General features: G+C 56.6%; 13 protein-coding genes. 6 read left to right on the forward strand and 7 right to left on the reverse strand.

What is annotated here, in order from left to right; all coding sequences use genetic code 11:
* Genes HNR64_RS11725 through HNR64_RS11735 form a run of 3 tightly spaced genes read left to right on the forward strand, consistent with a single transcriptional unit; the run spans position 1 to position 1,570 of the window.
* Positions 1–645 carry an exonuclease domain-containing protein gene (locus HNR64_RS11725; RefSeq protein WP_204996641.1) on the forward strand — a complete coding sequence of 215 codons (645 nt, stop codon included), beginning with the start codon at positions 1–3 and terminating at the stop codon, positions 643–645.
* Positions 646–676: 31 nt separating this feature from the next.
* Positions 677–1,174 (forward strand): PaaI family thioesterase, encoded by a 498-nt coding sequence (locus HNR64_RS11730; protein ID WP_051171204.1) that lies wholly within the window; start codon positions 677–679, stop codon positions 1,172–1,174.
* Complete coding sequence (locus HNR64_RS11735; protein ID WP_027874239.1) at positions 1,175–1,570, forward strand: PaaI family thioesterase; 396 nt, start codon at positions 1,175–1,177, stop codon at positions 1,568–1,570. It abuts the gene before it with no gap.
* Positions 1,571–1,641: 71 nt separating this feature from the next.
* Here the strand turns inward: HNR64_RS11735 and HNR64_RS11740 are convergent, their stop codons facing one another.
* From HNR64_RS11740 to HNR64_RS11770, 7 genes are all read right to left on the reverse strand, one after another.
* Complete coding sequence (locus HNR64_RS11740) at positions 1,642–1,920, reverse strand: DUF3081 family protein (RefSeq protein ID WP_204996642.1); 279 nt, start codon at positions 1,918–1,920, stop codon at positions 1,642–1,644.
* A gap of 130 nt (positions 1,921–2,050) precedes the next feature.
* Entirely contained in the window at positions 2,051–5,188 is a 3,138-nt protein-coding gene (locus tag HNR64_RS11745) for an efflux RND transporter permease subunit (RefSeq protein WP_204996643.1), read from the reverse strand.
* A complete protein-coding gene (locus HNR64_RS11750; protein WP_204996644.1) occupies positions 5,185–6,258 on the reverse strand; it encodes an efflux RND transporter periplasmic adaptor subunit in 1,074 nt (357 codons plus the stop codon). Before HNR64_RS11750 ends, HNR64_RS11745 begins: the two co-directional genes overlap by 4 nt.
* A gap of 188 nt (positions 6,259–6,446) precedes the next feature.
* The gene (locus HNR64_RS11755; RefSeq protein WP_204996645.1) at positions 6,447–7,730 is read right to left on the reverse strand and encodes a YncE family protein; all 1,284 of its coding nucleotides are present in this window, start codon (positions 7,728–7,730) and stop codon (positions 6,447–6,449) included.
* A gap of 238 nt (positions 7,731–7,968) precedes the next feature.
* Positions 7,969–8,484, reverse strand: a complete 516-nt coding sequence (locus HNR64_RS11760; RefSeq protein ID WP_204996646.1) for a DUF2939 domain-containing protein — start codon at positions 8,482–8,484, stop codon at positions 7,969–7,971.
* A 181-nt stretch (positions 8,485–8,665) separates the two neighbouring features.
* Positions 8,666–9,343, reverse strand: coding sequence for a response regulator transcription factor (locus HNR64_RS11765; protein ID WP_204996647.1), 678 nt, complete (start codon positions 9,341–9,343; stop codon positions 8,666–8,668).
* Entirely contained in the window at positions 9,340–10,953 is a 1,614-nt protein-coding gene (locus HNR64_RS11770; RefSeq protein ID WP_204996648.1) for a sensor histidine kinase, read from the reverse strand. Before HNR64_RS11770 ends, HNR64_RS11765 begins: the two co-directional genes overlap by 4 nt.
* A gap of 125 nt (positions 10,954–11,078) precedes the next feature.
* Here HNR64_RS11770 and HNR64_RS11775 point away from each other — a divergent pair, with 125 nt between their 5' ends.
* From HNR64_RS11775 to HNR64_RS11785, 3 genes are all read left to right on the forward strand, one after another.
* On the forward strand, positions 11,079–11,672 hold the full coding sequence (locus tag HNR64_RS11775) for a hypothetical protein (RefSeq protein WP_204996649.1): 594 nt from the start codon (positions 11,079–11,081) through the stop codon (positions 11,670–11,672).
* A 74-nt stretch (positions 11,673–11,746) separates the two neighbouring features.
* Positions 11,747–12,475 (forward strand): hypothetical protein, encoded by a 729-nt coding sequence (locus HNR64_RS11780; protein WP_204996650.1) that lies wholly within the window; start codon positions 11,747–11,749, stop codon positions 12,473–12,475.
* Between the two features lie 246 nt (positions 12,476–12,721).
* Complete coding sequence (locus tag HNR64_RS11785) at positions 12,722–13,084, forward strand: helix-turn-helix domain-containing protein (protein WP_239547827.1); 363 nt, start codon at positions 12,722–12,724, stop codon at positions 13,082–13,084.
* Positions 13,085–13,246: the final 162 nt, after the last annotated feature.

Raw genomic sequence — 13,246 nt, forward strand, 5'->3', positions numbered from 1 at the left:
ATGTCGGCGTTCTGTCAGGCGCTGCGCCTGCAATTTAAACGCTATCAGTATCGCCGGCGTGCCGCGCGCGCGCTGCGCGACTGCTGGCAGTTGTCACCGCCCTGTTGGCAGTCGCCCGCCAGAGATGCCGCCTACCTCGCAATCGATCTGGAAATGACCTCGCTGGACCCAAGCACAGGGGAAGTCGTGAGTATTGGCTGGGTGCCGATTACTCATTGCGAGATCGACCTGTCGGCGGCGCGTCACCACCTTTTACGCGCTGAATCGCTTGTAGGCGAAAGTGCCGTTATCCACCAACTGCGCGATTGCGACCGGGTAGGCGGTGAACCCCCGGCGGAGGTGTTGCAAGCGCTGCTCAAAGCCGCCTCCGGCCGAGTGTTGCTGTTTCACTGCGCTGAGCTGGATATCGCTTTTCTCAACGCACTTTGCCAAACGCACCTGGCGGCACCTTTACTGCTGCCCTATGTTGACACCCTGCAAATTGAACACGGCCGCCGTGAGCGCGCTCATCAACCGGTTCGCAACGGCGAGCTGCGCCTGGCTGACTGCCGCGAACACTACCATTTGCCCGCTTATCCCGCTCACAATGCACTCAGTGATGCTTTGGCAACGGCCGAGTTGTTTTTGGCGATTAAGTCTCGGTAAACTGCCGCGCTGAATTGTAATGGGAGTTGGTATGGCTCTGGACCTTCAAGAGTTACGTCGCTTTGTGGATGTGGTACTGCAGTCGAACCCCGGCGATCATTTCACGACCTTGGGTATCGCTGTCGAGGCCGTGGAGCACCACCACGTGCAAATGAGTATGCCCTATCGAGAATCGCTAATTGGAGACCCCGATACGGGAGTGCTTCACGGCGGCGCTATTACCGCGCTGTTAGACACCTGCTGCGGGTTTGCCGCGGCCACTGCCCTTGATGACCTGGGCATGACGCCCACGATTGACCTGCGCATCGATTACATGCGTGCGGCGACGCCGGGCAAAAGCGTGATTGCCGATGCCGAGGTGTACCGCGTTAGTGAGAGCGTGATATTTACCCGCGCTCTTGCCCATCACGGTGATGTTCAACATCCGATTGCCTCTGCGGTAGGTAATTTCTTCCGAATGGAGTCAGCGCTGTTTGAGGAGATGCGCCGAGAGTTTCGACGTGCCGAAGCGACAGAGGGAGGGGCGTAAATGACAGACGATTTTCAAGCGCGTATCGACCGCGTGCCCTATGCGCGAACGCTGGGCATCCAAATGATCAACGAAGACGGCTGCTTCTTACTGCCAGCGCGGAAAAGCAATATTGGTAACCCGACTCTGCCTGCCTTGCACGGCGGTGCCATCGCCGGTTTTATGGAACTGTCAGCGATGATTCATGTGTTGAGTCAGGGAGGTAGCGACAGTACGCCTAAGATCGTCGATTTTGCGGTGGACTTCGTGCGCGCCGGAAAATTTGAAGAAACCTTCTGCCGGTGCGAGTTGGTATTTTTTGGGCGCAAAATGATCAATGTGAGTATCACTGCCTGGCAGGATGACCCAGGTCGTCCCATTGCCAAGGCGCGGGCGCAGTTCTTAGTAAAAGACTAACGCGCGTGAGTTTGAGGCGAGCCGGGCAAAAGCCAGGCCGCCGTTACCCGTGCAGCGTGCTATCGGCGATGCTACGCAACCTCGTTCAGCGCCCGGCTGACGTTGGCAATATCCCGGTGCAGGCTTTCCAGTGCGGCGCGGTCGGTGGTGCTAAAAGACAGGGTATTGTGGAAATTAACGGTAACCGATGCGCGACGGTTTTCCAGGGTAATGGTGTAGCCATCGATCCCTGAACTCACCTTGATGGGGCCGTATTCCCGCCCCCAGCCAACACTGCTCGCCACGCCGTATTGCTGAACCAATTCAAAGCTGCGTAACAGCTCGGCTGGCCTGAACTTGCGTTTTTCCATGGGAAGTCGCCCTTTCGTCGTTCAGTATTAATACGTCGCGAAGCGAAGGGCCGGATGTTACCGGCTTTGCTGTCCATCAGGCCGTGCCGCATCGCGTTGCTGGCGAGCAAACGCGGCGTCTGGCGTAGCGCTACTGGGCGGCATTGCTGCGCCGCTGGCGCTGGGTTTGCCACCAGAGGCGTATATCGCTGTCGATGGCCAGCATCAGCGGCACGGTATACAGGGTGGTGATCGCGCCGACAATCCCGCCCCAGAACATCACCATGATCATCGGCGTCTGGGTGGGGTGCGCACCGGCGATACCGTAGGCTGCAGGGCCGAGCCCGGCACTGGTGGTAAGGGCGGTAATTAAGATGGGGCGCAGCCTTACGGCGGCGGCTTCGGCAATGGCGCTGCGCTCAACAATCGCACCTGGCTGCCCACTTTGGTGGTGGAGCTTATTCACTTTATCCACCAGAACCAGTGAGCTGTTCACCAGCACGCCGGCCAAGCCAAGGAAGCCGACAATGGCCGAAACGCCCAGCACGAAACCGTGCAGGGTTAGCACGATCAGCACGGCGACAAAGGCCAGCGGGATGACCGCCATAATAATCAAAGGCTGACTGAGGGAATTGAACAGCAACACCATCAGGAAAAAGATGCTGACCAGTACAATCATCAGACCGGTGCCCATCGACTCAGCGGTTTCGGCCTGCGCGACCAGTTCGCCGCCCAACTCAACCCGGACTCCCGGGTATTTTGCTGCAAATTGTTTTTCATCTAACCAGGCTTGTAGGCGGTGATTGATGCCCACCACCGACAGTTGGTCGCGGTTCACCTCCGCGCGGATGGTTTCAGCGCGGCGACCGCCGTAGTGGGCGATAACCGCTTGGCCCTGGCGCACCTGGAATTGGGCAATATTGCGCAGTGGCACTTGCTCGCCACTTGGGCTCAATACAGTGAGTGAGCGCAATGCATTGATGTCATTGCGGTATTTGTCCTGTAGCTCCAGGCGATAGCGAATGCGCTCCTCGACGGTTTGCAACTCTTCGACCAGCAGACCGTCGTAGGCAATGCGCAGTGCGCGGGTGACATCCGCGACTGCGATGCCGGCATTGGCGGTTGCGGCATAATCCAGTTTGAGTTCGATCAGGTTTTTGCCGGGGGTGTAGCTGGTCCATACCTCGGTAACACCGCGCTGTTCGCTCAGCCAGGCCATCAGCGCGTCGGCAATCTCACCGCGCACTTCATCGGAGTGGGCAATCACCCGCGCTTCAACCGGCGTACCCACCGGCGGCTGCTCATTATCAATCTCCACAACGAAACGAATCGCCTGTGTAAATTCCGGTCGTAGTTGCTTGAGGCGGTCGCGAATTTCGGCGGCGCTCAGCTCCCGGTGTCGTCCGGACACCAGGGTGAGTTGCACTTTACCCAGCGACGGAGATTTAACTTGAATCATATCGTTGCTGTTTGGGTCGCTCCATTCGCCAACAACAGAGAAGTGGCCGGTGATAATGCCATCGGGGATGGTCTCCAGCGCGCGTTGCTCAATGCGGTTGATCACGGCGGCCGTGGTATCGATAGTCGTGCCCGCGGGCATTTCAATGCCTATGACGATGTCGGTGGCATCGGTGTCGGGGTAGCTTTCAAACTGCAGGTAGTGTGAGAGCATGACGATGGACAGGAAAAAGAGTGTCAGCCCACCCGACATGGCGATCATGGGTCGCCTCAGCATGGGCGTCAGGGTGGCGGCATAGAAGTGTTGCACATGGCGAAACCAGCTTGCCTTGTCGCGCCCGGCCTCGGCGCGTTTCAGCGATTCGGCGATGTGGGAGGGCAGTAAAATCAAACACTCGAAAAGCGAGGCGAGAATAATCAGCACGACGGTTGCCGGGATCACCCACATAAACTTGGCGTCTTCCCCGCCGATCAGGAGCAGGGGCATCATGGCAAACACGGTGGTTAAGGCACCGGTAATAACCGGGCTGGAAACACTGTTTACCCCGTTCACGGCAGCGTCTCGAATCGACATGCCTGATTCAAAGTGGCTGTAGATGCTCTCGCTGGTGACAATGGCGTCATCCACGAGCAGGCCGAGCATCAGAATGATGGCGACGAAGGCGACGGTATTGTAGGTCACGCCAAAGATCGGCATCAGCGCGATGCCGAGCAGCACGGCGACGGGTATGCCGACGACAACCCAGAAGGTCGAGCGCCAGGGGAAGAAGAATAACAGCACTAAGGTGATCAGGATCGCGCCCAGCATGGCGTTGTCCAGCAGAGTCGAGATCACCACCTTGGTAATATCGGCGCCGTCGTCGACGACCGATAACTGCACGGTGCTGGGCAGGGTTTTCCTAAATGTATTGAGCAGGCTTTTAATATCTTCCGACAGCGTCAGGTCGTTGCTGTCTGCCTGCGCGCGAACGGTGAGCACAATGCCCTGCAAGCCGCCCTTGTAATACGAGACGGTGGCTTCGGAGAAGCCCTCGGTCACCTTTGCCAGGTCTTTTATTCGCAAGTGGTTGCCGTAGCCGTCGCTGCGGACGATCACCGAGGCGACTTCTTTGGGTTCGCTAAACTCGCCCACTGCAACGATGTCTTGTTCCCCGACAAAGGAGGCCAGCGAGCCGCCCGTTTCAGTGACATTGCGGCTTTTGATGGCGCGTTCTATTTCTGCGTAGGACACGCCAAGGCGGTCCAGTTTCAGCGGGTCGAGTTGAATATGGATTTCGCGGTCGCGATAGCCCAGGCGGTCGACACCGCGCACACTGCGAAGCGAGCGCAATTGATCTTGCAGCGAGCGCGCCAGTTTGCGCAGCGTGGCTTCCGGCGCTTGGCCGTACAGCATCACTATGGCCACAGGGAAGTCTGCTGACTTGGCTTCCACTAGCAAGGGTTTTTCCAGCAGGTCTGTCGGCAGTCGGGATTGGGCGCGGTCTATGGCGCGCTGCAGGTCTCTGGCCATTTCGGCCAGCTGCGCCTTATCCGCCTCGGGGTCGGCGTTGACCTGAATCAGCGACATGCCTTCGGCGCTATTCGAGCGCAGTTCGCGAATACCGTCGACAGACTCCAGCTCTTCCTCCAGCGGCACAGTAACGCTGAGCTCCATTTTCTCGGCGCTGGCGCCGGGCCGCAGCGTGGTGATGGAAAAGCGGCCGTTGGACAGGTCGGGGGCACTTTTAATGGCGCCGGTTTGCAGGCTGTAAAAACCCAGCAAAATGCCCATAATCATCACCAGATTGACGATCAGGGGGCGGTCGATAAACCAAGCGTAAAAGGACTTCATGGCTGAGTCTCGACAGTAACGGCTAGCCCGTCGGTAATCAGTTCCAGGGGAGAAAGAATCAGCATTTCATCGGAATCGAGGCCAGACAACACCGGAATCTCGTCGCCACTGGGTAGGCCAAAGCGCGGCTCGCGGCGCTCGGCGATTCCTTGGTTGACCACAAAAACAACCGCCTTACGCTGTCTGTCGACCACGGCTGTGCGAGGAATAAAGAGCACTTTACGGTTGCTTTCAACGTCTATGCGCACACTGGCTGACATGCCCTCTCTAAGCAGCACATCGGCGTCGGACAGGCGGCACTTTACTTCAAAGTTTCCCGTGCGGGGGTGGGCTGACTGGGCAATCGCCTCTACTCTGGCGCGGTACACCTTATTGCTGGCATCGCTGCGCACCTCCACGGGGGTGCCCAACTTTAGCTGATTCACTTCGGCCTGGTTGACCCATGTGATGACTTGCAGGGCTTCCTGGGCCTGAATCTCGATCAGTGCCTGCCCCGGTTGTACGCGCTCGCCCTGCTCGATGGGCTCGCCGTCAACCACACCCGCTATCGGGCTGCGTATATCTCGGTCGGCGAGTTCTCGCTGTGCCAGCTCTAACTCCGCTTGCGCAGACTGAAACCGTGCTTTCAGCGCGTCGTAGTGGGAGCGCGCATTGTCCAACTGGTCATCAGAGACCGCGCCGGTTTCTCGCAATTGGCTGAATTTTTGCCATTGCCGCTGCGCCTGATCCATGTCGGCCTCACTGCTGGCACGAATGGCACGGGCGCGCTCGACACGCAAATTTTGCTTCTCGTTGTCCAGGCGCATGAGCAGCTGGCCTTGCTGAACCGCTTGGCCTTCTTTGACGAGAACCTTAGTAACCACGCCGGCAGCCTCTGCAGCAATATCGACGGTTTCCGCCGACTGCAGTACTCCGGAGGTTTCCAGTGGGTAAGACCAGGGGACGGCGGGGAAGCGTTTTACGTTGACGGATAGCTGCTCAACGGCAGGCTCGGGCACGGGCGGTGGCGGCTCGGAACAGGCGGATAGAAAATTGACGATTGCCAGCAGCAGCCACGGTTTTATATTCATTGTTCGTCCTCTTCCTCAAGGGGGAGAGGATACCTGTTTACTTCACAATATAAATTACCAGTGAATTAATTATCCGTTTGCAAACGGGGGCCAGAAGGGGTGAGCGGAAGCCGGAGAGCGGTTTCCGGCTATTAGGGAATCGCTGTGCTTGAGCTGCCGCCAATGAGCGGGCATTGGCGGCAGCGGCGTTATTGTGGGTTGGCGAGTAGTAGCTGGCCGGTGCGAATGCGCTGGGGATGGTTGCCGACGGGCACACTGGCGACCTGTTCGGCGGTTTCGAAGTCGATGACGACCACGCGGTCCTGCTCGCTACTGGATACATAGCAGTGTCTGCCGTCTTCGCTTTCTGTTGACCAATACGGCTTTGAGCCCAACGGCTGCTCTGACAGAGTAACGGTCCTGTACTCGAAGGTTTCCCGATCAACGATCGCGGCATAGCCGGACATGGTGGCCGCGACGCAGAGCTTGGTGCCAGCGTGATTCAGCGCCAGCCCGTGGTGGGCGGAATTAAGCTGGTATTTGTGCAGTGGCAGGGCGGCGATTTGGGGCGGCACTGGCAGGTCGATGTGACGGGTGATGCGGTGCGCTTTCAGGTCGTACTCGAAGAAGCCATGAAAGAAAGAGATTTGCAGGTAGGCAAAGCTCTCATCGGGCATCACCGCCATCGGCCGCACTGCTGAGTCCACCCAGTCCATGCCGTACTCTTCGAGCTTTTCGCGCATATCAATGGTGTTGAGCACCTCGTAGCTGTTGGCGTCGGCTATCACAAAGCGCCGCTCGCCCTTCAGCCAATCCAGCCAGTCAGACGTGGTGGGGACGAACACGCGGCCAATCGAAGCGTGATAAATGCGCTGGCCGTCTTTGGAGTAATTGCTTTCATGGGGCTGATCGCCGGGATAGAAATTGTCGACGATCTCGCCGGTGGCGGTATCAATGGCGTGTACAACGCCCCCGGTTGAGGCGGAAATCAGGAAAATACTGCCATCCGGCGACAGCGCTGCGTGATCGGAACGCACACCTTTTACTTTGGTGCGCCAGGCAATTTTCCCGGTCAGCACATCCAGGGCGATGGCATCGGCAAGGCTGGGGCGCGACACATAGAGGTAGCGGCCATCTTTAGATGGAAACAAGTCGTCGACCAACTGGTCGTTGCCTTCACCAATGACGTGGCGAATAAAACGCGCGGCAATGCGGCGGTAAAGGCTGTCATTAATTTCGGCGAAGCGCTCGTCGATATCCGGCACTAGGTTAAAACGCGCCAGCACGTCAAAGGTCTCCGGGTCGAAAACTTCGGCCGTTCCATCCCAGTTGCTGCCGACAACAACGGCGTTGCGCAGCGTGGTGGTGTCGGGGTCGACCGGCGTGTTTGCCGCCAGCTGCGGGCCTACGGGGCTCAACGGCCGGGAGAGAAGAAGCAGTGCGATGGCAACCACCACCAGCAATGACAGCAGCAAAGTCTTAAACAGTCGCATGATGAAACCCTTTAGTTATTAGTCAGGCGCAGCAATCGCGCTCTCGGGCTGAATCATATCAAAAGGGGCGGTGTGTAATTGTCGCCTTGGTGACAGTTCGCCTGTTGTCACCAGGGCAAGCCGCTAACGCAGGGTGCCCCGTTTGTTTGCTGGCTCCGGGGTCAAGAGCCAGGTTGGGTGGGATTAAAGCAGGAGCAAAGGCGGGTTTGTATACGCAGGCTTAGCAATTTATATGGCATTAAAAATTCATAATAATATTGGTCAGTTTCCAGCCCAGGTTGCGTCGGCTTAACACGAAAATGCCTTGCTCTGCAGTGCCTTCATGCAGCGTGATATGGAAGGTGTCCCAGGCGGCGTATGCCAATTTGGCGTCTTTAAACTTTTCTCTGAATTCTGCTTTTTGCGCCTCTTGTTGCTCGCGGCTTTTGGCTTGCTGGCCCTCGTTGGTGTCGAGCATGCGGCCAATGGCTTCAGGGGTGACGAACGCATCCACCATAGAATTCACGACCACCGAGCCAAATGCGGCGCCCATGGCGGCAAAGGGGTTGTCATTGCCCGCGCTGGCGAGCTGCTGCGAAAGGGAGGCGTTTAACTGGCTTTTTACGTTTTCCCGCAGGATTGGGAATTCGATGTTTTCGGCCAGCGCCTCGGCATCCTTGTTTTCTGCAGACGTGAACAGTTGGTATGCGGTGAGGTAGGGCGATGCGGCGACATACGCAGCGAACATGAGCGCGAGGACGACAACTTTCTTCATGGGGGCTCCATTAAAACACGCGGCGCTCGCATCAGTGCCTGGCCACTTCCTGCCTGGCTGATTTGCGCACGGGGCGCGCATTGTAAACAAAGATACGTTTCGGCACGACTCTGGCCAGTTCCCGGCAATGCCGTGAGAGTCGCGAAGATGGCGATGGCTGAACAGCGGTTGGGGAGACGCCCTAGTCGTTTACCGGGCTGAGCAAGCGATAGCCCACGCCGCGCCGGGTCTCAATGATGGACGTCGCGCCCGCTGCGCTGAGCTTTCGGCGCAGTCGGCTGATATACACATCAACAACATTGGTTTCGGGCTCCGCTGTGCTGGGCCACACGCGGCTCATGATTCGTTCACGGGACCAAAAACGGTTGGGGTGGCGGGCTAACAATTTAAGAAGGTCGAATTCCAGGGCAGTGAGGGGCACGTCCACCCCGCGCAGCTGCGCGGTATGTTCCTCGGTGTTAATGGACAGGTCTCCGCATTGCAGATTGGGGCTTTCAACCTGGGGGGCGGCTCGTCGCACCAGTGCTTCCACGCGCGCAAGCAGCTCCTCAAAGTCGAAGGGTTTTCCCAGGTAGTCATCGGCGCCGGCGCGCAGGCCGTCGATGCGCTCATCCACGTCGGCCAGCGCAGTGAGCATAATAATCGGCACACGGTTGCCTTTGGCGCGCAGCTGACGGCAAAGTTCTACGCCATCACCACCTGGCAGCATGCGGTCGAGGATAATAAGGTCCACGTCTGTTGCGGCGGCGAGCCCACTTGCCACATTTTCCGCAATCGAGCAGGAATAACCCTCCGAGGACATGCCTCGCGAGATCATTGCCGCCAGTCGTTTGTCGTCTTCAACAATTAACAGCTTCATGGTCGTATCGGTAAGGTGATGGTCATCGTCGTGCCGCTATCGGGGTGGCTGTCTGCCCGGATATCACCGCCGTGGGCCAGTGCGATCGCTTTGGCAACTGCCAGGCCCAAACCGAGCCCTGCACTTTCACTGTTGTCGCGACTATTGGCTGAGGTGCCGCGGAAAAAACGGTCGAAGATATAGGGCAATTCCTGAGGGTCGATGCCCGGCCCCTGATCTTCAACGGTGATTACAACGCCTTGATCTTCGCGTTTTGTTTGTAGGTGAATGCATCCCTGTGAGGGACTAAAGCGTCGGGCATTGTCGATGAGAATTACCAACAGCTGACGAATTCTTGCCGGGTCGAGCAGTAAATCGGGAATGGCAGGGTCAAGGTCTGTGTGTATCGCGACGTGATTATCGGCCGTTAGCACACTCGACTCTTTGACCACGCTTTCCAGTAGCGCATTAAGCGCCACGTTTTCGCGCATTAAGCGAATTCGCTCGGCGTCTGTTCGGGCGATAAATAACATGTCGTCAACCAGTCGGCTGAGGCCGATAGACTGCTCGAGCACAATGGCCAGGGCATCCTGATAGTCTGCTTTGGTTCTGGAGTCGCCACGCAGTGCAACCTGTGCCTCACCGCGAATGACGGTGAGTGGGGTTCGCAACTCATGGCTAACGTCAGCGAAAAATTGCCGCCGCACATTGTCTGAGCGCTCCAGCGCTTGGTTGGCCTCCATCAATTCTCGCGTTCTGGAATCCACGGCCTCCTGCAACTCGCGCTCGGTGCGTGCCTGCTGGGCGGTAAATCGGGCGAGGCGCTCAGCCATTGTATTGAAATTGGTGCTGATCTGATTGAACTCCGCATCGGGGGTGGATGGAATGCGGTAGTCAAATTTTCCGTCGATCCAAAGGTTGGCCGCGTGGTTTAGGGTATCCAGCGGCCGCGCAATCCCTCGCACCAATACCCATGCCATTGCCAGGCCCAGCACGGTAGTAATCAGTACCAGCCCAACGGCAACGCCTAGGGCTTGAGAGTGAACGCTTTGAATCCGGTTGTTCATCAGCGCAACGACCGAGCGCTGACGTGCCAGGGCTGCATTCACTTGTTCGCGAAATCCAACGTCAATGCGCTCCTCCAGGATCGCGTCAACGCGCTGTGAGCGTTCGGAGCTGGGCGGTAACTGCAGTGCCGACGTAAAGTCTCGAATGATTAGGTCGATAAGCTGTTCCAGTTCTACGGTGTCCTCTACCGCACCGGGTGCAAATTCCTCGCCTATTGCGTCGCGCTGTTCTATCTCCAGTGCTTTAATTTTGCCCAGCGATTCCGCGATCGCTTGACGCTTGTTGCGCACCACACTCTGGTTGGCCGTGCTGCCCAATAGCACTTCGTCGGTAAGTTGTTTGAAAAGCCGATACGTATGAACAGAAAGCTGCAAGTGTTCGTTCAGTAAGTCTTGTGCGAGGTTGGCTTGATGGATGTGGCGGTCGGTGGCTTTAACCGACCAAATAGACAAGACCGCGGCCAGTAAAACCGCAAGCGTTGAAAACGCGACGACGACGCCAATTTTTGATCGATAAGTCATGAACACAACGATAGCACGTTCCCGGTGGCTTGGTGTTTTCATACGCGGCGCTGTTCATGTTCGGTTCATCTTCTGAACAGGCGCAGTTCATCGAACTCTCCTTAATATTCATCTCGAGGCGCGGCAATGACCGCCGAGCGTGTTACTAAACCATCTGGAGATGAACGATGAAAACCATGAAATCTAACAAACTGGGCAAAGGGCGCTTTACTGCCAAAGCGGCTACCGCGGTGATCGTTGGATCAGTCGCGCTGGGATTAACTGCCTGTAGCCAGACAGAGGCCGGTTATAAAAACTCGGCGGCAATTTCTAAAGCGGATGTTCTGGCCGCGCAAAAGGCCTGGGGTGACGGCATCGTAGCGATTGGCGATGTTTATGAAGAAGGTGGTGATTACGCTGCCCGCGCCAGTGAGCACATCAGCAGCCTGTACTCGTACGGCAAATCTGAAGTGCTGTTCAAGCCGACGCTCGCCAGCGATCAGCAGTTCCGCGACAGCTTCGGTGGTGCACTGTCTTACTTTGTAGGCGGTGAGATAGAAGAAGACAAGGGCTTCGCTATCAAGCCGTGGTCGAAGGTGCGCTTTGGCGAGCAGCAAATCATTACCGACTCCGACTCGGCGGTAGCGATGGGGAACTACTTCTTCACGCCCGAGGGCGCGAGCGACGAAGTGAAGGTGGAATTTACCTTTGGCTATGTTCGCGATGAAGACGGCAACCTGCGCATCAATGTGCATCACTCCTCGCTGCCTCACAGCGGCTAATGAGAGGCTAGCAACCCAGGCCACCCCGCATACTTGCTATGCGGGGTGTTTCAAGTAGCGAAACCGGTGACGTGATGAAGAGTAAACTCCCCCAACTTAGTTTTTTGCTCGTCAGTGTACTCGCGAGTACGTCGATATATGCCAACACCTCGTCGGTGTTTAGTCCCGATGTAAAGCGCGGTGACACCAGCGCCGAATACCGCGCCAGTCATGTACCCGCTGACGGTTCGCGTGCCGGTGAATTCAGCCAGCGCGTACACCTACAGCATGCCTTTAACGACACTTGGCGGCTGCGCTTTATCAGCGCTCAAAGCAAAGATGCCGGTGAAGATTTCGCCTTCGACTACAGCAGGCTGGAGCTACAGCAGCAGTTGCTGGAAAGCGAGCATGCCGGTTGGGATGCCGCGCTGCGTTATGAGCTGCAATTGGGTGCCAATGGCAATGCGCCCGATCGCTTCCGCGTTGCCGCAACGGGAAAATGGGACTTTACCAATGGCTGGCAGTTCAGAGCGAACCTGCTGGTGGGTAAGGAGTTTGGCAGCAATGCCGACGATGAAACGTTGCTGGAAGCGCGCAGCCAGATTACCGCGCCCTGGCAGGGCATGCGCGTGGGCGTAGAAGCCTTTAACGATTTTAACTACGACAGCGGCGTGATCGCCTACAACGAGCAAGACCACCAAATAGGCCCCATTCTTAAAGTTAAAGCGGCAGGCTTCTCCATTACCGCGAGCTATTTGATGGGCGCGTCAGACGCCGCGGATCAGCACAATTTTCGTCTGCATGTGTCCAGAGCAATTCACTAGCGTATTTGGGTGAGTCGCAAGCTTTAACAGGGCGCTTGTGATTCTGCAATCATAACTTGTCCGCATTTTGTAACCATATCTTGGCCGCCGAAAGTGCAATATAAATTGCACTTTGAATCGGTTCCAGCCGAGAAACTGCAATATTTATTAACATATTGAAAAATATAGAGAAATTTTCTCTATTATTCTTTACTCGCTTTATTTGATCCAATAATCTTTTTAAAAATTACTGGATCGAGTGAAGTGATGACACCATTTGGTAATGTCCTCTCACAATTACGACGTAGCCGAAAACTCCAGCAGCGAGAGCTGGCAGAACGTATTGGCGTTCAGCCTTGCTATATCTCCGCGATGGAAGGCGGCAAGAAAGGGCCACCTTCAAAAGCCGTCATGCACAAGCTGATCGACGCACTAGAACTTTCCCCTGAAGAAACCCATTCCCTAACATCCTCCATTGGTCCATCTGAGCGCGTTTTCCGTGTCCCGGAAAGCGTCAGCCTGGAGGAGTATGCCTTTTTGTGGGAACTCAGACAGAGGCTTGGTTCTTTGAGTGGGGAAGAATTGGCCATTATGACCAATGCCCTGCGCCTTGGCGGGGCGAACCGGTAACAGCGCTAACCAATAGAGGAGCTAAATCCATGATCTAGAAAAGAAAAAACCGAAAACAATGGCTTGCTTTCGGCTTCTTCGGGAGTAGTTACTCCGGTGTGGTAACCAAAGTATCTCTCTCAAGTCCCCGACCGTCAAGCCCTCAACTTCACGAAATCATGT

Source organism: Spongiibacter marinus (genome assembly GCF_016906995.1).
GTDB lineage: Bacteria > Pseudomonadota > Gammaproteobacteria > Pseudomonadales > Spongiibacteraceae > Spongiibacter > Spongiibacter marinus.